The sequence below is a fragment of the Sphingobium sp. VMM genome, assembly GCF_056790315.1.
Map to the genome: position 1 here is coordinate 263,987 of NZ_JBXGSI010000004.1, position 22,694 is coordinate 286,680.

General features: G+C 64.1%; 29 protein-coding genes and 1 tRNA gene. 19 read left to right on the plus strand and 11 right to left on the minus strand.

Annotated elements, in window-relative coordinates:
• Nucleotides 1-103 precede the first annotated feature (103 nt).
• A complete protein-coding gene (recJ, locus tag ACUCV3_RS07675; RefSeq protein WP_048938073.1) occupies nucleotides 104-1,870 on the plus strand; it encodes a single-stranded-DNA-specific exonuclease RecJ in 1,767 nt (588 codons plus the stop codon).
• A gap of 101 nt (nucleotides 1,871-1,971) precedes the next feature.
• A tRNA-Glu gene (locus tag ACUCV3_RS07680) sits at nucleotides 1,972-2,046 on the plus strand.
• Nucleotides 2,047-2,125: 79 nt separating this feature from the next.
• On the opposite strand, the gene ACUCV3_RS07685 is transcribed toward ACUCV3_RS07680, so the two are convergent.
• From ACUCV3_RS07685 to ACUCV3_RS07730, 10 genes are all read right to left on the minus strand, one after another.
• Nucleotides 2,126-3,262, minus strand: coding sequence for a tyrosine-type recombinase/integrase (locus ACUCV3_RS07685; protein ID WP_482240473.1), 1,137 nt, complete (start codon nucleotides 3,260-3,262; stop codon nucleotides 2,126-2,128).
• Nucleotides 3,263-3,486: 224 nt separating this feature from the next.
• Nucleotides 3,487-3,894: a hypothetical protein gene (locus ACUCV3_RS07690; RefSeq protein ID WP_482240474.1), complete on the minus strand. Its 408-nt coding sequence runs from the start codon at nucleotides 3,892-3,894 to the stop codon at nucleotides 3,487-3,489.
• Nucleotides 3,891-4,175, minus strand: a complete 285-nt coding sequence (locus ACUCV3_RS07695) for a hypothetical protein (RefSeq protein WP_482240475.1) — start codon at nucleotides 4,173-4,175, stop codon at nucleotides 3,891-3,893. Before ACUCV3_RS07695 ends, ACUCV3_RS07690 begins: the two co-directional genes overlap by 4 nt.
• Nucleotides 4,172-4,645 carry a hypothetical protein gene (locus ACUCV3_RS07700; protein WP_482240476.1) on the minus strand — a complete coding sequence of 158 codons (474 nt, stop codon included), beginning with the start codon at nucleotides 4,643-4,645 and terminating at the stop codon, nucleotides 4,172-4,174. The genes ACUCV3_RS07695 and ACUCV3_RS07700 overlap by 4 nt, the downstream gene beginning before the upstream one ends.
• The gene (locus ACUCV3_RS07705) at nucleotides 4,642-5,559 is read right to left on the minus strand and encodes a phage Gp37/Gp68 family protein (RefSeq protein ID WP_482240477.1); all 918 of its coding nucleotides are present in this window, start codon (nucleotides 5,557-5,559) and stop codon (nucleotides 4,642-4,644) included. The genes ACUCV3_RS07700 and ACUCV3_RS07705 overlap by 4 nt, the downstream gene beginning before the upstream one ends.
• Nucleotides 5,552-6,277, minus strand: coding sequence for a hypothetical protein (locus ACUCV3_RS07710; RefSeq protein ID WP_482240478.1), 726 nt, complete (start codon nucleotides 6,275-6,277; stop codon nucleotides 5,552-5,554). The genes ACUCV3_RS07705 and ACUCV3_RS07710 overlap by 8 nt, the downstream gene beginning before the upstream one ends.
• Nucleotides 6,274-8,040, minus strand: coding sequence for a DNA cytosine methyltransferase (locus ACUCV3_RS07715; RefSeq protein WP_482240479.1), 1,767 nt, complete (start codon nucleotides 8,038-8,040; stop codon nucleotides 6,274-6,276). Before ACUCV3_RS07715 ends, ACUCV3_RS07710 begins: the two co-directional genes overlap by 4 nt.
• A 19-nt stretch (nucleotides 8,041-8,059) precedes the next feature.
• Nucleotides 8,060-8,200, minus strand: coding sequence for a hypothetical protein (locus ACUCV3_RS07720; protein WP_482240480.1), 141 nt, complete (start codon nucleotides 8,198-8,200; stop codon nucleotides 8,060-8,062).
• A gap of 3 nt (nucleotides 8,201-8,203) precedes the next feature.
• The gene (locus ACUCV3_RS07725) at nucleotides 8,204-8,662 is read right to left on the minus strand and encodes a hypothetical protein (protein ID WP_482240481.1); all 459 of its coding nucleotides are present in this window, start codon (nucleotides 8,660-8,662) and stop codon (nucleotides 8,204-8,206) included.
• An 84-nt stretch (nucleotides 8,663-8,746) separates the two neighbouring features.
• Complete coding sequence (locus ACUCV3_RS07730; protein WP_482240482.1) at nucleotides 8,747-9,583, minus strand: S24 family peptidase; 837 nt, start codon at nucleotides 9,581-9,583, stop codon at nucleotides 8,747-8,749.
• On the opposite strand from ACUCV3_RS07730, the gene ACUCV3_RS07735 reads away from it, so the two are divergent.
• On the plus strand, nucleotides 9,582-9,827 hold the full coding sequence (locus tag ACUCV3_RS07735; RefSeq protein ID WP_482240483.1) for a hypothetical protein: 246 nt from the start codon (nucleotides 9,582-9,584) through the stop codon (nucleotides 9,825-9,827). The two genes, ACUCV3_RS07730 and ACUCV3_RS07735, sit on opposite strands and share 2 nt — an antisense overlap.
• Nucleotides 9,828-9,868: 41 nt before the next feature.
• Here the strand turns inward: ACUCV3_RS07735 and ACUCV3_RS07740 are convergent, their stop codons facing one another.
• Nucleotides 9,869-10,093: a hypothetical protein gene (locus tag ACUCV3_RS07740; RefSeq protein ID WP_482240484.1), complete on the minus strand. Its 225-nt coding sequence runs from the start codon at nucleotides 10,091-10,093 to the stop codon at nucleotides 9,869-9,871.
• A gap of 107 nt (nucleotides 10,094-10,200) precedes the next feature.
• Between ACUCV3_RS07740 and ACUCV3_RS07745 the strand changes: the two genes are divergently transcribed.
• From ACUCV3_RS07745 to ACUCV3_RS07820, 16 genes are all read left to right on the plus strand, one after another.
• Nucleotides 10,201-10,692 (plus strand): hypothetical protein, encoded by a 492-nt coding sequence (locus ACUCV3_RS07745; RefSeq protein ID WP_482240485.1) that lies wholly within the window; start codon nucleotides 10,201-10,203, stop codon nucleotides 10,690-10,692.
• Nucleotides 10,692-11,195 carry a hypothetical protein gene (locus ACUCV3_RS07750; RefSeq protein ID WP_482240486.1) on the plus strand — a complete coding sequence of 168 codons (504 nt, stop codon included), beginning with the start codon at nucleotides 10,692-10,694 and terminating at the stop codon, nucleotides 11,193-11,195. Before ACUCV3_RS07745 ends, ACUCV3_RS07750 begins: the two co-directional genes overlap by 1 nt.
• Nucleotides 11,192-11,593: a hypothetical protein gene (locus ACUCV3_RS07755; RefSeq protein ID WP_482240487.1), complete on the plus strand. Its 402-nt coding sequence runs from the start codon at nucleotides 11,192-11,194 to the stop codon at nucleotides 11,591-11,593. The genes ACUCV3_RS07750 and ACUCV3_RS07755 overlap by 4 nt, the downstream gene beginning before the upstream one ends.
• Nucleotides 11,593-11,715: a hypothetical protein gene (locus ACUCV3_RS07760; RefSeq protein WP_482240488.1), complete on the plus strand. Its 123-nt coding sequence runs from the start codon at nucleotides 11,593-11,595 to the stop codon at nucleotides 11,713-11,715. The genes ACUCV3_RS07755 and ACUCV3_RS07760 overlap by 1 nt, the downstream gene beginning before the upstream one ends.
• Nucleotides 11,712-11,975 carry a hypothetical protein gene (locus ACUCV3_RS07765; RefSeq protein ID WP_482240489.1) on the plus strand — a complete coding sequence of 88 codons (264 nt, stop codon included), beginning with the start codon at nucleotides 11,712-11,714 and terminating at the stop codon, nucleotides 11,973-11,975. The genes ACUCV3_RS07760 and ACUCV3_RS07765 overlap by 4 nt, the downstream gene beginning before the upstream one ends.
• Nucleotides 11,976-11,980: 5 nt before the next feature.
• Nucleotides 11,981-13,102 carry a DNA polymerase III subunit beta gene (dnaN, locus tag ACUCV3_RS07770; RefSeq protein ID WP_482240531.1) on the plus strand — a complete coding sequence of 374 codons (1,122 nt, stop codon included), beginning with the start codon at nucleotides 11,981-11,983 and terminating at the stop codon, nucleotides 13,100-13,102.
• Nucleotides 13,103-13,104: 2 nt separating this feature from the next.
• Entirely contained in the window at nucleotides 13,105-13,371 is a 267-nt protein-coding gene (locus tag ACUCV3_RS07775) for a hypothetical protein (protein WP_482240490.1), read from the plus strand.
• Entirely contained in the window at nucleotides 13,368-14,018 is a 651-nt protein-coding gene (locus ACUCV3_RS07780; RefSeq protein WP_482240491.1) for a hypothetical protein, read from the plus strand. Before ACUCV3_RS07775 ends, ACUCV3_RS07780 begins: the two co-directional genes overlap by 4 nt.
• Nucleotides 14,018-14,458 (plus strand): hypothetical protein, encoded by a 441-nt coding sequence (locus ACUCV3_RS07785; RefSeq protein WP_482240492.1) that lies wholly within the window; start codon nucleotides 14,018-14,020, stop codon nucleotides 14,456-14,458. Before ACUCV3_RS07780 ends, ACUCV3_RS07785 begins: the two co-directional genes overlap by 1 nt.
• A gap of 3 nt (nucleotides 14,459-14,461) precedes the next feature.
• A complete protein-coding gene (gene ssb / locus ACUCV3_RS07790; RefSeq protein ID WP_482240493.1) occupies nucleotides 14,462-14,935 on the plus strand; it encodes a single-stranded DNA-binding protein in 474 nt (157 codons plus the stop codon).
• 59 nt (nucleotides 14,936-14,994) lie between these two features.
• Nucleotides 14,995-17,757 carry a phage/plasmid primase, P4 family gene (locus ACUCV3_RS07795; RefSeq protein ID WP_482240494.1) on the plus strand — a complete coding sequence of 921 codons (2,763 nt, stop codon included), beginning with the start codon at nucleotides 14,995-14,997 and terminating at the stop codon, nucleotides 17,755-17,757.
• Nucleotides 17,758-18,003: 246 nt separating this feature from the next.
• Nucleotides 18,004-18,492: a hypothetical protein gene (locus ACUCV3_RS07800; RefSeq protein ID WP_482240495.1), complete on the plus strand. Its 489-nt coding sequence runs from the start codon at nucleotides 18,004-18,006 to the stop codon at nucleotides 18,490-18,492.
• 187 nt (nucleotides 18,493-18,679) lie between these two features.
• Nucleotides 18,680-19,018: an HNH endonuclease signature motif containing protein gene (locus ACUCV3_RS07805; RefSeq protein WP_482240496.1), complete on the plus strand. Its 339-nt coding sequence runs from the start codon at nucleotides 18,680-18,682 to the stop codon at nucleotides 19,016-19,018.
• Nucleotides 19,019-19,092: 74 nt separating this feature from the next.
• Nucleotides 19,093-19,548: a hypothetical protein gene (locus tag ACUCV3_RS07810; RefSeq protein ID WP_062793068.1), complete on the plus strand. Its 456-nt coding sequence runs from the start codon at nucleotides 19,093-19,095 to the stop codon at nucleotides 19,546-19,548.
• A 7-nt stretch (nucleotides 19,549-19,555) separates the two neighbouring features.
• Nucleotides 19,556-21,328, plus strand: a complete 1,773-nt coding sequence (locus ACUCV3_RS07815; RefSeq protein WP_482240497.1) for a terminase large subunit — start codon at nucleotides 19,556-19,558, stop codon at nucleotides 21,326-21,328.
• Complete coding sequence (locus ACUCV3_RS07820) at nucleotides 21,328-22,692, plus strand: phage portal protein (RefSeq protein ID WP_482240498.1); 1,365 nt, start codon at nucleotides 21,328-21,330, stop codon at nucleotides 22,690-22,692. The genes ACUCV3_RS07815 and ACUCV3_RS07820 overlap by 1 nt, the downstream gene beginning before the upstream one ends.
• Nucleotides 22,693-22,694: the final 2 nt, after the last annotated feature.

The window sequence follows — 22,694 nt, forward strand, 5'->3', positions numbered from 1 at the left end:
ACAGGCAATACGCCCAATGACTTGCAACGGTTCCGCCTGCGTGACGATTTCGCCCGGCGGCGCGGCGCTTCCATCGGTGCCCCCGCCGGTCTAGAGCCGCTTCATGACATTTGCGCTCAACATCACCCGATCGATCACTGGCCAGCCCTGGCGCTGGCGCGGCCTGGGGGCGGACGCGCGTTCGCCCGGCTATCAGCCCGACGATCTGGTGGCGCAGCTGCTGCTGGCGCGCGGCTGTCCGCCCGACGGGGTGGAGGCGCATCGCAATCCCACCATCCGCCATTTCATGCCCGACCCCAGCCTGTTCCGCGACATGGACGCGGCGGCCGAGCGGCTGGCCGATGCGGTCCAGCGCGGCGAGGATGTGCGCATCTTCGGTGATTATGACGTCGATGGCGCGACCAGCGCGGCGCTGCTGATCCGGTTGCTGCGTGACATTGGCCTGGATGCCCGGCCTTATATCCCTGACCGGCTGATGGAAGGCTATGGCCCGTCGGGCGAGGCGCTGGTGCGGCTTGCGGGGGATGGCGCGCAACTGATCGTCACCGTCGATTGCGGCGCGCAGGCGTTCGAGGCGCTCGACATGGCGAAGGCGGCCGGGGTCGACGTCGTCGTCGTCGACCATCATAAATGCGCAGCGGCGCTGCCGGTGGCGCTGGCGCTGGTCAATCCCAACCGGCTGGACGAAAATGCGGGCGCGGCCGTCCATGGCCATCTCGCCGCCGTCGGCATGGCCTTCCTGCTGGGTGCGGCCCTGCTGCGGACGTTGCGCGCGCGCGGCTGGTTTGCGACCCGGCCGGAACCGGCGATCATGGAGTTGCTCGACATCGTCGCGCTCGGCACCGTCGCCGACGTCGCGCAGCTCAAGGGGCTCAACCGCGCCTTCGTGGCGCAGGGGCTCAAGGTCATGGCCAAGCGGCGCAATATCGGCCTTGCCGCGCTGATGGACGCCAGTCGCCTCAATCGTGCGCCGCTCTGCCATGATCTGGGCTTTGCCCTCGGCCCGCGCATCAATGCCGGCGGGCGCGTCGGCAAGGCGGATCTGGGGGTGCGGCTGCTGACCACCGAAGATCCGGCCGAGGCCGCGCGAATCGCCGCCGAACTGGATCGACTGAACGAGGAACGGCGCGCGATCGAATCGATCGTGCAGGAACAGGCGGAGGCCTTGCTGGCGGCGCAGGACAATCGCGCCGTGGTGCTGGTCGCCGGGCCGGGCTGGCATCCCGGCGTTATCGGCATCGTTGCCGGGCGGCTCAAGGAACGGGCCGGCCGTCCCGCCATCGTCGTCGCGCTGGACGAGGATGGCGTGGGCAAGGGGTCGGGCCGCTCCATTTCCGGCGTCGATCTGGGCGCGGCGGTGCTGGCGGCCAAGGATAGCGGCCTGCTGGTCGCGGGCGGCGGCCATGCGATGGCGGCGGGGCTCACCGTGATGGCGGACAAGGTCGATGCGCTGGCCGACTTCCTGGATGATCGCCTGTCAGCTGCCGTTGCCCGTGCGCGGGATGGGCGCGCGCTGCTGATCGACGCGGTGCTGGCGCCGGCCGGGGTCAATCCCGACTTCGTCGCCGCGATCGAGGCGGGCGGCCCCTATGGCGCAGGCTGGCCCGCGCCGTTGATCGCCGCCGGGCCGATGCGGGTGATTCGCGCCGATGTGGTCGGCAATGGTCATTTGCGGGCGATCATGGCGGGCGATGATGGCCGGTCGATCAAGACGATCGCCTTCCGCCAGGCCGAGTCGGAACTGGGTCAGGCGATTCTGGGTGCGCCGCGCGACCGCCGCCTGTGGGTGGCGGGCCGTGCGAAGATCGACGACTGGGGCAGCCGACCCGCCGCAGAGCTGCATCTGGAGGATGCCGCCTGGGCCGATTGAGAAAGATTGCAATTTTCTTGCGCAAAGGGGGTTGACCCTTTCGCCGGTCCCGCCTAATTGCGCCCTCGCTTCGCAGCGCTGCCACGGCGGCGACAACGAACGGCCCCTTCGTCTAGCGGTTAGGACGCGGCCCTTTCACGGCTGAAACACGGGTTCGATTCCCGTAGGGGTCACCACCCAGCATTTGCTGGGTTTTTTCATCTCTGCCCAGAGCAGTTCCCCCACCCCTTGGGGGAAAAGTTCCCCCACCTTCATTTAGCGGCCCATCTTTAGCGGCGTCACGCTGCTCATTTTTGCGGATGCGCCGACTGCAATCATGTAGGCGCGAGCGCGCTTGCCGTAGTGGCGAACGGTCTCCGGCGTCATGCCCAGAATGGCGCCAACGTCCGTGTCGCTGAGGCCGGTTTCCAGCAGGTAGCAGCATGCGTTCTTGCGCAGCCCGTGGAAGGTGTAGAGCAGCTGGTTCTCGTCATCGACATGGCCGAGGTCGTGCATCAGGCGGCGGATGCGCTCTTGAATCCGATCTTCGCCGGAGAAGGGGCGGCCGGACCGGTCATAGAGCAGCGTTACGGCCTTCTTCTCGACCTTGCCGATTTCCTCGCGCCACCACGGATGGACGGGCACTGCCACGTCCACATCGGTCTTCACCTGCGACAGTTCCATGATGCCGCCGGAGATCCAGTTATGGCGGATGCGGATCACGTCGCTGACGCGCTGGCCGGTGCAAAGGCCGGTGACGATCGCCAGGCGCAGCATCGGGCTGGCACGCTCCAGTGCTTCAGCCAGCACTTCGCGCGGCCACGGCTCATGTTCTCCGATCGGCAAGGGTGCAATGCTGTCGGCCGGATTGTCGCCGCGCCAGTCGCGCTCGCAGGCGTAGATGAACATCAGCTTCAGGACGTTCAGCCAGTTGTTCGCCTTGCCCGGTTTGTCGGCCATAGCGTCGCGCAGCTGATAGACATGCGTCGGCCGCATGCCAGCGACGGACATATCCCGGACCTGCTTGTCCTCGCCCGACTTCAACCTGAAGGTGAAGTCTTCGGCCTCGAACATGGCAATGTAGCGAAGATAGTTCGCCATCGTGTTTTCGGAGAGGGCCTTGGTGCCCTTCTTGCGCTTCTTGCGCGTCCACCCTGCCGCGAGAGCGGCACGAAATTCCTTGGCGAGCGCTCCGAACGAACCGGGCATCGGCGTCCATCGCTTAGCAGCGCGATCCTCGGCCTGCCGGGCTTCGAGATTGACCCGCTCCAGCTCCTGCGCGAATCGCGGGTCGGATGGATCGGGCAGCCGCACGTAGCGGTCTTTCCGTTTCCCATCGGCGTCATAATAGCGGAAACGCCTGTAGGTCAGGCCCTTCTTCTGGCACACGCCTTCGATCGTCACTAATCCCATTCCCCAAGTGATGACCTGACTCCGGAGCGCTGGTCAACATATCGGTCTAGCGCTCGCACATCCCACAGGTCGACATTGCCGTTCCGGTCGGCTGGACCCGGCAGCTGGTGAGCTTTCACCTGCTCACGGAAGCGCGTGCGCCCTCGGCCCAGATATGCGGCTGCGGTCTCCTCATCGATCAGGCGCGGCGCGATCGGCGCAATGTTGACGTGCTTGCCCATGGCTCAGGCCGCACGATCCTGCGCCCGCGTGGTGCGCAGATATTCGGGGCCGAGGGTAGCAAAGGCCGGGTTGCGCTCGCGCACCCAATTATAGAGCTGCCAAAGGCCTTTCACCTTGGCCCAGTTCTCTTCCTTCGCCAGATCCAACGAGGTCTCCGCCTTAATCGCGGTCGAGCGGGTAACACGCTCCATCGCGTCGACTTCGGGAGCCGTCCAATACCAGGGCTGGCGCTTCATGGCGGCCGGATCTTGCGCAGCGCGACCGGCCATCTGTTCGATGTTCGACCAGATGATGTCGTCCTGCTGGGCGCGATCTGAGAGGCCAAGGCCAGCGGCCTGCCAGCCTGCCTTGCGGCGGGCGCGTTCATCACGGGCTATCTGGAGCAGCTCGGCGGGGGTGGGGTGGATCATTGGGCGGCGCGCCCCGCGATGCGGCCATAGCGGTCTACCGCAGGCGGCTGGTCTGCCCGCGTGTTGATCCCGGTGTGGTTGAACGGGTCGAGGCAACGCCAGATCCGGTCATGTGCATCGAACCGGAACCACTTTCCGCCGCGTCGATGATCCCGATAGTCGTCTGCGAGCCATTGGAGGTCGCCCTCTTGCGCCGGCAGCGATGCTTTGTGCGCAAGCGCTATCCCGCCGCGCCAGGTTGGCTTGGGCGCGGGCACCATCAGGTCTAAGAGGTCAGTCATGCGACCACCTGCAACGCCGGCCTCTCATGGCGCTTAGCCCAGCGGACCATCCACCAACGGCGGCGCTTCCAAACAACCTGTCCGTTCATGATCCAAAATGTTGTGCCATCGAAGCGCACTATGTCGTCGATCCGTAACCGCGTCTTGACTTGGTCCCACTCCACGAAGCCCCTGTTCCAGTCGCGATGGAAAATGCCATTCATGTCCCGACCGCCGCGCGCCGGACCGATAATGTAGGGCGAATGGTAGAAGATGACGGTGTTGACGTAGCAGCAAAGGGGCGCAGCCTTCGGTGGTGACGGTGCCTTGGTCAGCAGCGGCTCCCAAATGGTGAGCGACCAGGGCCGCTCGTTGTCGCGCTCCACCAGGCAATCCGATAGGTCCGGCACACTCTTGCCTTGGCCGTAGAAGCTGGAGAGATAGACCGCCTCCAGACCCTGCTCAGCTTCGCTGTAAGGGCCGCGTCTCATGCCGCCATCTCCGGCATTCCGTCATGCTGGACGCCATCAAGATAGCGGCCTGCGAAGCCTTTGGTCGTAAGAAGGCTGCTGTTGCTCCCGTTCGTCCAGACAGAGCCATCAGCGAGCCTCTGCCCGCAGGGAACATAGGCGCCCCATTGCTTGAAGAAGAAGGGCACACCTGTCGCAGAGCACTGGTCGCGGATGTCACGCGCCCACGCGAGCTGCATCGGGCGAGCGCCCCGGCCACTTTCACCACCGACCACTACCCAATCGAGGGCATCCAGCCACGTCAGCCAAGCGTTGTTGGGCAGCCCGTTTTGCAACTGGCCTAGATCGAGCGGACCCAGCAGGGGTTCGCAAGATAGCCAGCGCGTCGCTGCCGGCGTGTCGATCAGGGCGGGAATGCGCTCCAGCGCGCGCTCCTGATCTTCGACAGAAACGCCCAGCCAGATATGCGGCTTGTGCTCATAGCACTGCACGGTATCGTCGAGCCCATAGAAGGTGTTGATCGATTTCGGTAGTGCCCACCGAGCCTTGATGTAGGCCGCCATGCGATCGGCGCGCTTGGTCAGAACTTGATGAATATGGTGCCGTGTCGACTCCATCACATCGAAGCATCGGTCGATCCACTCATCAGGCACCGACGGGTGGAATATGTCGCCATGCGCGTTCCAAAAAATCTGGCGCGCCTTCTTCCAGCGCAGCGGCTGAAGCATCGCCTGCTCGTTGAGTCGGACCTCGCCATTCCAGACCGGCCCGGCCTTGCTGTCGACCGTCAGGCCTGCACGAGAGGCATGGTTCCGCAGCCGCGTTCCGGCAAGTCGCATGGCGTAGCAGTTCGTGCAGCCGGGCGAGGTGACTGAGCAGCCGTTGATGGCGTTGACGGTGGCGTCCGTCCATTCGATCTTTGTGCCGTCAGCCATGGGGCTTCCCCTTGCGGCTGACGGAGCAGTCGCACGGTCCCGGCGACGCGATGAAGAAGGACAGGCAATCGGCGTCGTGCACGATGCCGCTGGCTGGCCTCAGGTGGTGCCACAGGCGCAGGAAGGCGTCAGCGGCCATGTCCGGGTGAGCGTATGGCACGATGCGCGTTGTTTCGATCGGCTCGAAGCCTGCCAATATTTCCCACTTGTCGCCGGGGATGGCGCCCGTCATCAGGTCGCGCTTCTCCGTCGCGAGCATGCGCAGATCATAGGACTTGATGAGCGCCTTCTCCTCATCGGTGAAGGATGCGATACCGAACTGCTCGAACAAGGCGGCCTCCAGACGCTTCTCCAGCGCCTTGAATTCGGGCAGCATCCATTTCGCCGGGCTGGGCATGTCGCCCAGTGGCACCTCGCCCAACTCATGCATCAGGCCAAAGCAGGCGAGCCGATGGCCATGGCCGTCCGCGATGAGTTGCTGAGCCATGCGAACGCAATGTTCCGCGACTGAGTAGAAGCAACGCCTGCCGCCGGGGATGCGCAGCGCGCGGGTCTGTCCGCGGAACCGTGCGGTATAGGCGAGGCCATAGGCCACGTCCTCGATGGTGATGCGGCTGGTCTCAGGAGCCTCGTAATCGAAATAGGCACCGTCCCCCATGAGGATCGTCGGGCCAAGTACCCGACGGACGCCGACGGGCGGAGTGGATTGCTGCGTCATGCTGCCTGCCTTTCGGTCTGCGTCGCTTCTTTGGGGAACTGCGCCCGGACCAGCGCTTCCGCGATCGGCGGGCAGACGCTGTTGCCGCACTTGGCGACTTGGGCGGTTTTGGTGATGGGGAGGCCGTGGGCGTCCTGCTCAATGATGTAATCGGGCGGGAAGCCTTGCGCGTTAAACAGCTCGCGTGGGGTCAGCATCCTCATGCCGATGTCGACGATCACATACTCCTCACCCTCGACCATGACGGTGACTAGGCCGAAGCGATCGTTCACGGTGACCGTGCCGAGCGGACTGGTCAGCCCGGACCCGTCCGGCTCATTGCCATAATATTTGATGAGGAAGGCGCGGACCTCGGCCATGTGGGTGCCGCCGGCGCTCACGGTGTGCAGCGGTTCGTCGGTGGGCTGGCCGTGCTGGCAGGTGCCGCGCAGCTTCAGCAGGTTGGATGTGACGACGCGCTGTTGCGAGCCGCTGGTGGCAACCGTGGAGAGCGGGTGGTCGGCGGCGCGTCCGGCTAGATTCTCATTGTTGGGGCCGCCGTTGGCTTGCTCGATATGCGCGCAGATGACCGCGTGTCGCGGTGCGCCTGCCATGACGGTGTGCAGCGGTTCGGCCGGGTCCGAGCCTTTGCCGTTCTGCGCGAACTTCTGCATGAAGGCCGCGACGACGCATGCGTCCGCCTTGGTGGTGACGGTGGGGAATGGCTGCTCCGGTCCGACCGGGCCGCTCTGTCCGCGTCGGCCGCCGCATCCGACGATAGCGGGTGATATGACCGCTTCGACCACGCCCAGCGGCGCGGAGCCGCCGGGGCGCTTTACGAAGCTGTTGGCGGTGACGGTATGCATCGGTTCATTAACGCCATGGCCGACTGCGCCAGAGCGAAACTTGGTGATGTGAGGGGACACCAGCGCCATTTCGCCGCCCTTCGCTGTCGTGATGGTGCGCAGCGGCTCGTTACCGGGATAGAAGCGATCGCCAGCCCAGTTCGTGTTGCAGACCGGCACAATGAAAGGCGTCGGATTGTTGACGACGAACTTCATGATGCCGTGGGCGATGCGCCGCAGGGTCTTTTCGGCCAGCGGCTTCTTGCGGTCGAAGATTGACGGGCAGGGTATCGACCAATCGATGATTTCGGCGGCGGTGCACCATGGCAGCAGCTTGCCGCTCTCGACTTCTGGAGAGCCGGGCTTGCCGTGGGTTGGTGCGGGCCAAGCGATGGGCTTGCCGTCGGCGCGAGCGATCATGAAGAAGCGCTTGCGGATGGTCGGTGCGCCATAGTCGCAGGCGCGCAGCTCCTTCCACTGGATCTTGTAACCGGCCTTGCGCAGTTCACGCTGCCATTTGTCGAACGTCTCGCCCGCCCGTTCCTTGATCGGCTTGCCCTCATCGCAGAGCGGCCCCCAAGTGCGGAACTCCTCGACATTCTCCAGCAGGATCACGTCGGGCTTCACTCGCTGCGCCCACAGCACCACGACCCATGCGAGGTCGCGGATCGACTTCTCCCGCGGCTTGCCGCCCTTCGCCTTGCTGAAATGCTTGCAGTCGGGGCTGAACCACGCCAGCTCGACATGCTGCCCGGCTGTCACCTCGCGGGGGTCGATCTGCCAGATATTGTTGCGGATGTGGCGGGTGCCGGGGTGGTTGACCTCGTGCATCCGAATGGCCTGCTCATCATGATTGATGGCGAGGTCGACGGCGCGGCCCAGCGCGGCCTCGATGCCGGTGGATGCGCCACCGCCGCCTGCGAAGTTGTCGACGATCATGTTCCGGGTGCCTCCGCAATCAGCGGCGCCACAGCCGCCACCAGCGGCGGCGCGGGCTTTCAAGGGGAAGAAGCGGGCCAGCTGTGCGCTGGCGCTGCCATTGGGTTCGGACCGGCGTCAGCAGCGGGTCGGAACCGCGGCTGGTGAAGCGGGCCGTCATCGGTCAGGCCTGCGCGTCGGCAACGCGGCGATAGAGCGGGCTGCGCTCATAGCCCTCGCCGGTGTAGCCGTCCTTCTTCCAGCCCAGCTTGCGCATGATGCGCACCAGATGGCTGTTGTCGCGGAACAGCGGCACATGGCCGTGATGAGCTGCGGCGCGAAGGTTCAGGCCGAGATCGCGCAGGGCGACCTGGTTGACCGACCGCAGGATGCGTGCCGTGTGGAGCGCGATCCGTGCGGTGGCAGCCTCCTCATCCTTGAACGCGAGGTTCGCGTTTTCCTCGGCGATCTTGGGGTCGAGCAGATCAGCAATCGGAACGGTGCGCTGGCCGCTGGCTCGGGTGGTGCCCTGCTCGCTCAGCAGCGCAGTGCCATCGGCATGATGGCGAAGGACGCGGAAGTTCTGCCCGGCATACATCGCCATGCAGCCCGGAAAAGGAAACTGAGGTTCGACCTGAAGCATGATAGCCCTCCGTTGTCAGACGGAGGGCATATAAAGTCAGAAATATCTTACCGTCAATGACAAAGTAAGATTTGCCTTACTGCGTCAGATTCCGAACAGCTCGGAGGGCGGGATTATCCGGTGCATCGCTCCCACGGCCGCCTTTGCGATTCGGAAGGTGCAGTTGGGGTTGTATTGCTGAAGCTCCACGAAGTCGGCGGTTCGCCGGACCAGCCTCTTGACCAGCACTCGAACAATTCGCTCACCATTTTCCTCGTCCGGTGCGCGCAGCTGGATCACGACGTGGTCGTCGATCATGGGGTTTCGGTTGGGGTCAACAAACACCGGTTCACCATCCATGTAGCGCGGTTCCATCGAATGGCCCACCAGGAAGAGCGCGTAGACTTGGCGTTTCTCTGTGATGCCGATCGGCCGGCGGATATAGTCGATTACGTCGTCGGGCATCATATAGGCAGATTCTACAGCTACTTCCGTTCCCTCATTGTCAAATGCGACCTCGCCGCCTTCGCCGGTGCCAAACACCGGCACATCTCGATCCACTGAGCGCTGCCGGTAAAGATGGCTCGGCGCCTCAACGACATTGGATGGCGCAACAGCCTCAGCGCTCTGGCCCGTCATCGCGTAGAACTGGACGGGCGTGAGGCCGATGACGCCTAGAATTTTTTCGAGGTTGTCGCTGCGGGGGCGAGCGCCCTTCTTCAGATCTTGGAAGAAACTGCGACTTACCCCCGCGTCTCGCGCCCATCTGGCTTCAGAAAGGTTATCGGGCTTCAGCCGCAGTAGCGGTTGGTAAAAGTCCTGAGAATGCTCGTTTTTCATGGCGTAAGATTTATCGCACGATCCGAGTAAGATCGCACCGTAAGAGAAATCTGACGTTTGCTCTTGAGCAGTCAGAAAAATCTGACTATCAGGTTGCGTCATGAGCATTCCCACTGATGAAGAGCTGCTTAAGCAGATCGAAGCCTTCCTTGGAGCCACCGGCATGTCGCCGACGCGCCTCGGGCAGGATGCGACCGGCGAGCGTGGATTGGTCAAGTCGATCCGCGAGGGTCGGTCGATCACGCTCAGGACCGGGCGACGCCTCGTGGACTTCATGGATAGATATTGCGCTGTCGAAACAGCGTCACCCGAAACTCTGGCTCAAAATATCGGGGAGGCCGCGTGATGGTGCCGGCATCCAGCCTCATCGCTTGGGGCGGCGTTTCCTCACTTCGGAACGTTGCGCCAGTAATCCTCTCCGGACATCTGGGCGGCCGCTTGTGCAAGGTGTTGAGCATAAGCGTTGAACAAGGGCACGGTGAAGGTGACGACAGTGTTATCGCCATTCGGCGTTTTGAAGTTCAGGCCGATGAAACGGTTACCAGCGTCATCATGGAAGCCGCCGACCTCGATTGCGTCGGTGCCCTGAGGGGTGATGACAGTTTCGGCCATTCCAGTTCCTTTCGTGCGAATCAAATCAGCCGCACGATAGCCGAAGGGGGCGCGGTTCAGGACCAGGTTCTGAATATTTGTGACCGCGTCCCCGGAGGGCCTGCCTGATGAGCGACGGGGGGCTTCAGCTTACCGCTACGGACATCGCCTTGAAGGATGCGACTGCCGCAGCGGTCGCAGTCGACAAGCAGGTCTATGTCGCGCGCATCATGGAGCGGGCGCAATCGGTCGTGAACGACTGGGGCAACTCGGAGAAGGCTGGCTTCATCCCACTCCGGCTGGTGCCGCATCTGGAGCGCCTCGGCCAAGGCAAGCATGGCTGGCCCCATATCACTCGTGCGCTGGCGCATATGCAGGGTTTCGAGCTGTTCCCCTTGCCAGAGGTCGAAACGAACGCGCGCGACTGGATGACGCAGGTGGGCGCGGTGTCAACCGAAGCCGCCGAGATCGTGTCGAAGATCTGCGCATCGCTGGCGGACGATCAGCGCGTCGATGCCAACGACATCAAGAAACATGGGCTGATCGATGATGCCGAGCAGCTGGTGGCGATCGCCGTCCAGCTGCTGACGCAGCTCCGCGCCGTTTCGGGGGAACAGTGATGCAGATGATGAAGCCGGAGCAGGTGCAGGATTGGGTCGAGCGCGCATCGCCCGGTGAAGATGCGGTCTACTGCACGGGGCCGCGCCCCGGCGAAGCGGTAGGCGCCGCGGTTCGCGCCCTTCATGAGCGCGGGCTGGTCACCATGACCTCGAAGCGCAGCGGTGACGGATTCCGGTTCATCATGCAGCGCCTGCCCACCCCGCAGCAGCGGGCGCGGGCCATGAAGAATCGTGGGCATTTCAAAACCCGCTCCGACGATGCGAAGCGCACGACGCAGGCGGTCTTCCGCCAGCTCGCGCGCGCCGCCAATCGGGGTGAGCCATGCCCGACCAATGCGGAGCTGGCGCGCATCGTCGGCCTGCGGGACAGCGCCGCAGCATCCTATCGCGTCCGCTGCCTCGTGCGGGACGGCAGGATCTCGGTCTGGGAGCCGTCCCCGCTGGAGCGCCGTGTCGTCACCATCGCCGCCACCGGCGCGCAGACGAAGAGGGCGCTTCTGTGAAGGTTGGGCACCACGAGATCCTCTCGCACGATAGCGACATGGTCCAGTGCAGCGGCTGCACGGAAATGGCTCACGGCGTTCCGCTGCATGCGCTGCCCGGCGGCTGGGATGCTCTCAGGGTGCCAGGCTATCTGCCGATGCTGTTCTGCGATCTGTGTGTCGGCAGCGGCCGCATGGAGGAAGTGCGCGCGCGCCAAGGTCTGCCGCGCCGCGAGCATTGGGCTTATCCCAAGGGCATCCACGCCTTCTATCGCCCCGCCGCGCGGGAGGTGCTTCTGGCGACGCCGGAAGGCTTCGCCCAGATGTCCGAAGCTGAGGCTGAACGGCTCCACAGCGCGCTGGGCGAGGCTCTGGCGGTGCGGGCCTTGGCCGGCGGGCTGGTCGCGGAGGCGCGCTGATGAGCAACCGGATCAATCAAGTCGCCTTCGGGTCGCCGGGCGACACGGGAGCGGCGGGCCTGCACGTCCCGACCGCTCCCGGCAAATTCATGAGCGTAAAACTTCAGGGGGCGCTGCTGTGAGCTTCGTCGACATGCAGATCACGCGCCGGCATTTCGAGGCGCGCTACAACCAGATGGGGCGCTGCATGCTTGCCGCCCTGGCTGAAACTTACGGGGTCGATCCCGACACGGCCGAACATTGGGCCGATGAGATCGACCGCGAAACCGAACAGCAGATTGCCGCGGTCCAGACCCCCCTCCTGGGCAACGGCATAGCGGGGAGCGGCGCCGCAGGCTTTGGCGTCGCCCCCGCGCCCCGTTTCCAAGGAGAGCCGCGTTGATCCAAGTGAATGTCAAAGCCCTGCGCGGCGGTCTGAAGGCCATCAAGGCCGTGGTGGAATCTCGCTCCACCGTTCCCATTCTTTCGCATGTGAGGGTCCGGTCGACGCCGGGGCAGATGCACCTGACCGGCACCGACCTCGAACTGATGATCGAAAAGACCATCGATCTGGAGGATGCGGGCAAGAACAAGGCGATGGCCTTCTGCGCCGATGCTGGAACGCTGGAGAAGATCGCGGGCAAGCTGCCGGCGGACGGCGTCGCCACCATCAAGGCCGACGGGAACACCGGCATCACCATCACCTGCGGCCGCGCGCGGTTCAAGCTGCCGACCTTGCCGGTGGAGGAATATCCCACGCTGGAGATGAGCGACTGGGATGCTCAGTGGGAGCAGGATGCGGGCCAGCTTACGGCGATGATCGACAGCGTCGGCTTCGCCATGTCGACCGAAGAGGTACGCTATTATCTAAAGGGGATCTTCGTCCATGTCCCGGACGGCTCCGGCAAGATGTTCGCCGCGGCGACCGACGGGCATCGCCTTGCGCGCTATCGTGCCGAAGCCGCCGAGGGCGCGACCGAAATGCCCGACATCATCATGCCGAGGAAGGCGATCAATGCGCTTTCGCACCTGCTGGATGAGGTCACCACCACTGTCGAAGTCTCGGTCAGCACCACTCGCTTCCGCTTCGAGGTCGGCACGACGACCCTGACCGGTAAGCCAATCGACGGCCAATTTCCCGATTATAGCCGCGTCATCCCGTCGGCGAACGACAAGGCGGCCTGGTTTGAGCCGGGGCCGCTTGCCTCGGCCGTCGAGCGCATGCTGACCATCAGCAGCGAAAAGACGCGGGTCATCGCCGTCCAGTTCGACGCCAAGGCAATCACGCTGGAGGTCGTCAGCGTCGAAAACGGCACTGCGACCGAAGAGGTCGAGTGCGAATATGAGGGCGAGCCGCTCCGGGTCGGCTTCAATGGTCGCTATCTGCTGGACATTCTGGGGCACCTGAAGGGCACCGGAGCCGAGGGCACTCGCGCCTGTGTCCGTCTGGCGGATGCCGCCGCGGGCACGAAGTGGCAGCAGAGCGACGATGCCGACCGCGTCTATGTCCTTATGCCGATGAGGGTCTGACGATGGCGGACGATGTTGCCCCTCCCTTTTGGCTTGTCTGGAACCGCCGTGGTCGAAAGCCAGTGTTCGAGCACGAGAGCTACCATTCGGCGCGGGCCGAAGCTGAGCGGCTGGCTCGCCATAATCCGGGTGAAGCCTTCTATGTGTTGGCGCCGGTTGCGCGCGGGGGGTCTGATCGCTCCAACATTTGCTGGTCCCACTTTGAGCGGACAGGCGTGGGCTGCATCGACGATTTCAACGATGAGCATGCGCCGGAGATCGATGAGTGACCGACATGTTCTCTGAACCGACTATCGCCCACCCCGCGCCGCAAGGCCTTGGCCGGATGATGACGGGCGGTGCTGGCAAGGTCGAGCGGCGCGGGAATGACTATTATCCGACCCCGCCGACTGTCACGCGGGCGCTGATCGCCGCAGAGCGCGAAGCCATGCTCGCGATGTGCGACGCCGTCCATCCGGTTTGGGAGCCGTGCGGGCGCGGTGGCGCAATCTCGCGCGAGTTGGAGGCAGCCGGGTTCACCACCATTGCCACTGATCTGATCCCGGACCCTGACAACCGGGTGACGCAACAGGATCTGCTGCTCTGTCGGCAGGCGCTCGCGCCCGTCGTGGTGACCAATCCTCCCTTCGCGCTGGCAGAAGAAATGATCCGGCATCTGCTGGTCGATCTTCGCTGCAACTATGTCGCCATGCTGCTGAAGGCGAGCTTCTGGCATGCCCAGGCGCGCACCGGGCTGTGGCGCCAGCGTCAACCGCAGCGCATCTGGGCGCTCAACTGGCGGCCCGATTTTCTCGGCAAGGGTGCGCCGACCATGGAAGTGATCTGGTGCGTCTGGGACGATGAGGCGATCGACCGCCACTGTGTCTATGACGTGCTGACGCCGTTCCGTGCCCCCGATCTGCTGGGGGAGGCGTGATGACCGTCGAACGCTCGCCGTGGGTGACGCGCTGGGGCGCAGATCCGGACAGCTGGAACATCGAAGAGGCGGATGAGGACGGCGGCAGCGACGGCAGCGGCTTTCCGGGCCGGGATATGGTTGGTGAGGCTGTTGCGCGCTGGGGATTGACCCAGCCTGTCGAGCCGACCGCGGCAATCGTGGCGGCTGTCTTCAATCTGCCGGTTGATCTCGCGGTCGACGCGATGGGCTTCGAACCGGGACGCCTTTCGGATGCGCTTCAGGTCTGGTCGGGCCTGCAAGGTCATGGCGCGACCGATGTTTCCGTCGGCCAAGCGGCCGTCGCCTTTCACCTGGCGCCTGCGCTGATCGCGGAAGCGGTCGAGGCCCATGCCTGGATGTTTCTCAGCGGCGACCGGGCGAACCCGGCCGCAATGATTATCGAACATGAGGGGGAGTGACCCATGCTGAATGAAGTTCGCCTGATCGGGCATGTTGGTGCCGACCCGGAAATCCGCTCGACGCAGGGGGGTGACAAGGTCGCCAGCATCCGCCTCGCCACGAGCGAGCGCTGGAAAGATCGTGTCTCCGGCGAGAAGAAGGAGCGCACCGAATGGCACAGCATCGTGGTCTTCGGGCCGCTGGTGCAGGTTGTGGAACGCTTCGTCCACAAGGGCAGCAAGCTCTTCATCGGCGGCCAGCTGCGCACCCGCAAATGGCAGGATCAGTCCGGCAACGATCGCTGGTCTACCGAAATCGTGCTGAGCGGCTTCGATGCCAAGTTGACGCTGCTCGACAGCAGCGGCGCGGGCGAGGGCAAGCGCGACTATTCCTCCTACCAGGACGGACCGGGCTTTGGCGGCGGCTCTGGTGGCGGTGGGGGGGCAACCGGCGGCCCCAATTTCGATAATGATCTGGATGACGAAGTCCCGTTCTGACGGCCGCCATTCACTGAACATCGCTGAATTGCATTGCCTGATTTTCGGGGTGGGTCTTCGTGTCCTCTGTAAACGCCTATCTGACTGCCGCGCTTGAATATGCCGCCCGCGGCTGGCCTGTCTTCCCATGCAGCCCGCGCACCAAGCGGCCTCTGCTGCCGAAGGACACTGACGCCGAGGGCAACCCGATCAAGGGTAGCGGCGGCGTCAGCAAGGCCAGCTTCGAACCCGACCAGATCCGCGAATGGTGGACGCGCTGGCCCAAGGCCATGGTCGGCCTCGCCACCGGCCATGAGCGTCTGTTCGTCCTCGACTTCGATCCGCGCTATGATGCCGACACTGGCGAGGAATGGACGCTCGAGCGACTGAAGGATGAGCTGGTCGCCCAGATGGGCGCTCCGTTGCCTTCGTCGCTGGCATCACGGACCCCGTCGGGCGGTGTTCATGTGTGGCTGACATGGCCAGACGATGGCGGCGCAGAGATTCGGAACAGCGACAGCTTACCCGACCATGTCGATGTGCGCGGCAAGGGTGGTTACGTCATCGCCCCGCCCAGCATCAACGCCGACGGCATTCCGTATCGCTGGCTGCATGGCGACGCCGACGCGCCGATCGTGGAAGCGCCGGCAGAGCTTGTCGAGATCTTGCGGTCGAAGAAGGCGAAGGCGGAGCGGCCAGCGCCGGAGCGCCGCGCGCAAGGGTATGAAGGGCCGGTGTCGAGCGACGATCACGTCCGCCGCTATGCCCTGTCGGCTCTGGAGGCGGAGTGCCGCCTGGTCGAGACGGCCGCGTCCGGCAGCCGCAATCCCCAGCTGAACAAGAGCGCCTTCGCCATTGCGACGCTGGTGGCGGCCGGCGCGATCCGCGAGGCGGTCGCCCGCGCCGCGATCGAAGATTCGGCGCGCCGCAATCCCGGCCGCGATGATGATGCGCAGCTGATCGCCACGATCGACAGCGGCTGGACAGCAGGCCTCCAAAAACCTCGCGACCTCAGCGAGGTCGCGGCCGCTGCACAGGAGCGGGCCGACCGGCGCGCCCGTCGTTCCGGTGCCTCCGGCGCCCCTCCGCCCGCCGCGGCGGGGGAGGGGCCTTCCGCTCCTTCCGCACCCGGACCCTCCCTAGAGGATTATGGTCTGTCATCCTTCCAGATGGAGGATGAAGCGCCCGACGATAGCGAGGGGTTCGGGGGCGAAGCCTATCGCATCAGCATGGCGAAAGATCCGGAGCGGGATAAAGCCTGTGCGCTGCTCCCCCTAACTGACCTCGGCAATGCGGAGCGGTTCAAGGTGCGCTTCGGTCATCTTTTCCGCTTCTGCCGTGAGCTGGGCTGGTTTCGCTGGGACGGGCGGCGCTGGGCGCTGCTGACCGAAGAAAAGGACAAGACGCCCGGCGAAGTCATGGTGGCGGTATTCCAGACCATCCGGGGCATCCGCAATGAGGCCGATCTGGTGGAGGTCAGCGGCATCAAGGAGGATCTGCCGGAGGACGCCACCGATGCTGAGCGGCGCGCTGCCATGGACTTCGTGGTCAAGGCAACGAAGCAGGGCGTTACCCTGTTTTCCGACACGATCCGCGCCCATGCGAAATCGAGCGAGGGCGCATCGCGCATCGGCGCGGTCGCCAACCTCGCAAAGTCCTTCGGCAGCATCGCCATCGATGCGAAGCAGCTGGATGCTGACCGGATGGCGCTCAACGTCAGGAACGGCACGCTGCGGATCGTAAACTCCGGCAACATGCTGGAGATCAAACTATTCCCGCATAGTCGCAATGACCTCATCACCAAGATGGCAGAGGTGGACTATGATCCCGATGCCAAGGCGCCGAGCTATGACGCATTCTTCGAGCGTGTCATGCCTGATGCCGATGACAGGCGCTTCCTGCATCAATGGGCTGGTCTCAGCTCCACCGGCGATATCGGCTATCACAAGATGGCATTTTTCTACGGCATGGGGCGAAACGGCAAGTCGACCTGGACGGATCTGGTAGCGCATATTCTGGGCGACTATTCGCAGGTCATCAAGTTCGACACGTTCCTTGAGCAATCCAACAAGCGCAAGGGATCGGATGCCACGCCGGACCTTGCCCAGCTGCCCGGCGTCCGCTTCCTCCGCACCTCCGAACCTGAGAAGGGGGCGAAACTGGCGGAAGCGCTGATCAAGGAAGTAACAGGCGGCGAAGCCATTCAGGCGCGGCACCTGAACAAGGGTTTCTTCTCTTTCCTCCCTTCGTTCAAGCTGACCGCGCAGGGCAACTACAAGCCCAAAATCACCGGTCATGACGATGGCATCTGGGGGCGGGTGCGCCTGGTGCCGTGGACGGTGCGCATTCCCGACAGCGAGATTGATATTCGCTTGCCAGACAAGCTGAAGTCGGAAGCCTCCGGCGTGCTCAACCGCATGATGGCTGGCCTGCTCGACCTCAAAATGAACGGATTGGCGGAATCGGACAACGTGAAGGCCGCCACGGCAAAGTATCGCGAGGCAAGCGACCAGCTGGGCAAGTTCCTGCGGGATTGCACGATGGATAAGGAGGGCGCCCGAACGCGATCGTCGGAGCTGTTCGAGATCTTTGCCGAGTGGGTGAAGCAGAGCGGCGGTGCCGAGTGGACGACGCAGGGCTTTGCCAAGGCGATGGAGGACCGCGGCTATGAGCGGAAGACCTCCAACGGCGTCTGGTGGCTGGATCTGGAGGCGACCGTGGACGCGAACGACGTTCGCGCGGGCAATTTCGGCACTGAACCGCAGGCCGATGCGCCTCCTGATCCCGCACCCGCACCCGAAACTGGGGACGCTGTTGGCGACGATTGGACCCCTCCGTTCTGAAATTTGGAAGGGCAAGTCCTTCCATGGAGGGACTTCAACCGGCGCGGCGGAAGGAGCGGGAGGCAAGGATTTGTGCGGGTTTGGAAGGAGTGGAAGCAGGTTTCAGGGTGCCAACCACATATGCGCGCATGTGCGCGCAGGCATGCGCGATACGACCCTGTATTATCCTTCCATGTCCTTCCGTCCTTCCATTTTCTCTTCTTCCATCAACTCTAATATATTGTGAAACAAAGGGAATTTCGGAATATGCATGATCGGCGCAGCAGCATGGATCATCCTTCCACCCGCTCCGGGCAGGAAGGGACAGTCCTTCCACGCCCTTTCTGGGCCTTCGCCGACGTGGAAGCGCGGCTTGTCGAGGCCATGCAGTTCCAGTGGCGCACCGAGAGCGGCAGCTGGGGCTTCGCCTCTGATGGGCCGTGGCACCTGATCGTTCGCGATTGGTGGGATTGGGCCGCGCATGAGGACAAGCCGGTGCCGCGCATCCCGCTGTCACGTGAGCAGCTGGCGCGGATGGAGGAAGCATCGGCTTGGCTGGTGCATGCGCCGGAGCGTGATCGGAAGCTGGTGGTGCTGGCCGTCACTGCCCTGGCTGCGGGGCGCAAGGCCATCCCTTGGCGGGCGCTGCTCCGTCCGATGGGGCTGAGCCTCGGCGCGCACGGTCTGCGCAAGCGCTACTCGCGCGCGGTAACTTGCATTTGTGAGGCGCTGAACGCCGCAGAAACCCGCGCATAGACACGGCGCAAGGGGTAGAATGTTGCGTCCTGCAAATAATGTTTGTCCACCTTTCGGCCGAAATCCGGTAGCAAATGGATACGCTGGTGGCGGACCTATGTTCGGCGCTAGCGCGACCCTCTCCAAACTCGACAGCGCCCCGCTTGGCCCCTTGCCCGGCGGGGCGCTGTCATTTGCAGGCGCACCGATGGGAAAGCTGAAGGCTCTTGGCTCCCGCCTTGGCGGGATGCCCGCGAAAGTGCAGGCCGCGCCGAAGGTGGCTGAGGGGTTCTACTCTTCGCCGGAGTGGCGCGGGCTGATGGCGGACATCAGGCGCGAACGCGGCAACCGCTGCGAGCGCGCTGGCTGTCCGACGCCAACGCATCGCGTCATCGGCGATCATATCGTTGAGCGGAAGGACGGCGGCGCGGATCTCGATCCCCGCAACGTCGAGCTGCTCTGCTTCACCCACCACCAGCAGAAGACGGCGGCGGCGCGGGCGGCGAGGGCGCAGGGTCGGACATGGGGGGGTGGGTCGAAAGTCTAGGGGTCTGGCGGCCCTATTACCGCCGCCCCTCTCATTCAGGGATTTTTTTCTTGGGCGACGTATTTTTGAGCGGTGTGGTCGACCTGTTCGGTGACCCGATCCCCGCGTCGCGCGGGAAGAAGGGGCGGCCGCCTCATGTGCCAACCGCAGAAAACCGCCGTTTTGTCCAGCTTTCGCTTGCCTGCGGTCATGATGAAGAGGCCATCGCCGCCGCGTTGCAGATCACCGTGCGGACGCTGAACCGCCATTATTTTCATGAGCTTGGCGGCAAGGCATCGGCCCGCCTCAAGCTCGAAATGAAGAACATGGCCGCCATGGTCGCCCAGGTGGAGGCGGGCAGCGTGGCTGCCATGTCGCTGCTCGACAAAAAGATGGAGCGCCTGCGCCTTCAGAGCCTGTCGGACAAGTTTACCGACCGTCCTGCCAAGGCTGCCTCGCAAAAGCCGATCGGGATCAAGGCTGCCGCGAAGGAAGCCGCTGGCAAGGTCACCGGCAAATTTGCTCCGCCGGCGGCGCCGCGCCTGAATTGAGGCTGCCGTGCAGCCGGTTTGGTCAACCGCGTGCCCGGACTGGCGCGAGAGGATTGTTGAGCGGCGCTCGCTGGTGCCGTTCGGTCCGCTCTTTCCTGAAGAGGCGGAAGCGGCGCTTACCGTCTTCAAGTCGTTGCAGATCACCGATCTGCCATATGATGCCGAGCTGGGGCGCTATCCGACCTTCGGGGAGGTAAGCGAGCCATTCGTTTTCGAGTTCGTGGGCGCGATCTTCGGCGCCTATAATCCGGATACGGCGCGGCGTCTCATCAACGAGTTCCTGCTGCTGATCAGCAAGAAGAACTCGAAGTCGACCATCGCGGCGGGGATCGCGGTGACCGCGATCGTGCGCAACTGGCGTCACTCGGCCGAGCTGCTGGTGCTGGCACCGACCAAGGAGGTAGCGAACAACGTCTTCACCCCGGCAATGGGGATGGTCCGCGAAGATCCTGAGCTGAACCTGCTTCTCCACATTGTGGAGAACCAGCGGACTATCAAACATCGGGTTACCCGCGCCGAGCTGAAGGTAGTCGCCGCTGACACGGACATCGTGTCGGGCAAGAAGGCGGCGTTCATCATCGTCGAAGAGCTATGGCTGTTCGGCAAGATGCCTCGCGCCGATGCCATGCTGATGGAAGCCACGGGCGGCCTGGTGTCGAGGCCAGAAGGCTTTGTGGTTTACCTGTCGACACATAGCGATGAGGCCCCGGCGGGCGTCTTCGCCTCCAAGCTGTCGCTGTTCCGCGAGATCCGCGACGGGACAGTGACGGACCTGCGGAAATTCGGGATGCTCTACGAGTATCCTGAGGCGATGATCGAGGCCGAGGCTTATCTCGACCCCGAAAATTTCTACGTGACGAACCCGAATATTGGCCGCTCGGTCGACGCCGAATGGCTGATGGGCAAGCTCATAGAAGCCCAGCGCGAAGGCTCTGGCGCGCTTCAGATCTTCCTGGCGAAGCATTTGAACGTCGAAATCGGCCTTCGGCTGAGCCGACACCGCTGGCGCGGCGCGGATTCGTGGGAGGCAGCGGGCGACAAGACGCTGACGCTGGAAGAGCTGCTGCGCCGGTGTGAGGTCGTGGTGGTCGGCATCGACGGTGGCGGCCTGGACGATCTCTTCGGCCTGTGCGTGGCAGGGCGAGAGCGCGGCACCCGCAGGTGGCTTTTCTGGTTCCGCGCCTGGGCATGGCCGGAGGTGTTCACGCGCCGCCAGTCGGAAGAGAGCGTCCTACAGAATTTCGTGGATGACGGATCGCTGATCAAAGTCGGCCACAACGGCGGTCCGGCGCTCGAAGAATGGGGCGACCTCGATTTTGAGGATGGTTCATCCTCCGAAGAGGACGTGTCGGAAATCGTCGCGGTCATCGAGCAGGTCAAGGTGAGCGGTCTGTTGCCGGACAAGGGGGCCATCGGCCTCGATCCGCAGGGCGTCGGCGCGTTGGTCGACGCGCTCGCGGAGATAGGTTTGGTCCACCCGCAGGTTGTCGCGGTGAGCCAGGGCTTCCGCCTGTCATCGGCCGTCTGGTCGATGGAGCGGAAGCTCAAGCTGAAAATGGTCGTGCATGACGGCTCGCGCATGATGGCGTGGTGCGTCGGCAATGCGAAGGCAGAGCAGAAAGGGAATGCCGTGCTGATTACCAAGGAATCGGCCGGCAAGGCCAAGATCGACCCGCTGATCGCCGGCTTCAACGCTGCGAAGCTGCTGGAGGCCAACCCGGCGGCGCAGGGCGGCAACCTGGATGACTTCATCGCCCAGATGAAGCCGAAGGCCGCCTGATGGCCAATTGGCAGTGGGTCGGAAGCGCGCTGCGCTGGTTCGGCACCGGGGACAGCGGCAAGCTCAGCGGCGCGGCCGAAGATGAACCGAGCCGTCGCGCCATTCGTCGCGGCTACGCCTCCGACTCTGCCGGGCAGGTTGTGAACCAGCGCACCACACTCGGCCTGCCGACAGCATGGGCCTGCGTCCGCCTCAAATCCGACGTTGTCGGTTCGATGGGTATGGGCGTTCACGAAAAGGCCAATGATGGCGGCCGCGTCGATCGCACCGACCATTGGCTCTACGACCTGGTGCATGAGGAGCCGAACCGGGATCAGACCGCGTCGGAATTCTGGTCCAGTATGGTCGCCTGCGTCGATCTCTGGGGCAACGGCTATGCCGAAAAGGAGATGCTGGGGCAGCGGGTGACCGCACTGACGCCCATGGCGCCCCATCTGGTGACGGTCCGCCGGAACAACAATAACGAGCGGGTCTATGACTTCCTCGACCGGGGCAAGGTCGAAGAGCTGCCCGCCGATAAGGTTTTCCACCTGCGCGGCGTGACACTGGGCGGGGATCAGGGCCTCTCCGCGATCGAGCTGGGGCGGCGGACCTTCGGTAGTGCGATCGCCGCGAACAAGACGGCAGCGGACACGTTCCACGGTGGCCTCCAGCTGTCCGGCTTCATGGAAACCGGCGCGCAGTCGCTCAAGCCTGAGCAGCGCGCCGACCTGATCGAGATTTTCGACGCCTTCCGGGGTGATGCGATGCGCGGCCGCATCGTGCCGCTGGAGAAGGATTTCAAATTTTCGCCCCTGCGCATGAACCCGTCGGAGGTTCAGCTGCTGGAGTCGCGGTCATGGGACGTGGAGGAAATCTGCCGCTGGTTCGGCATGTTCCCCATCCTCATCGGCCACGCGGCCAAGGGCCAGACCATGTGGGGGTCGGGCGTCGAGCAGATCTTGCTGGGGTGGCAGACGCTGCTGCTCAATCCGCTTCTGCGCCGCATCGAGCAGGCTGTGAAGCAGCAGCTCCTGCCGCGCGGCGAGCGCAAGCGGGTCTATGCCGAGATCAACCGCGAGGCGCTGATGGCCGCCGACAGCGCTGCCCGCGCCGCGCTCTACTCGGCCTTCGGCCAGAACGGTGTGATGACGCGGGGCGAAATGCGTCGGCGCGAAAATCTGCCCGCGATGCCGGGCGACGATTTCTTGACCGTGCAGTCGAACCTGGTGCCGCTCGATCAGCTCGGATCGCTTACGCCAGAACAGGGCGCGCGGTCCGCGCTGCTGAACCTGCTGTTCGGCGGCGACGTAGATGGAATGATCGACGCGCGCGTGAAGGCGGCGATGCTTGGCCACAATGGTGGCCCCCAACTGGAGGACTGACG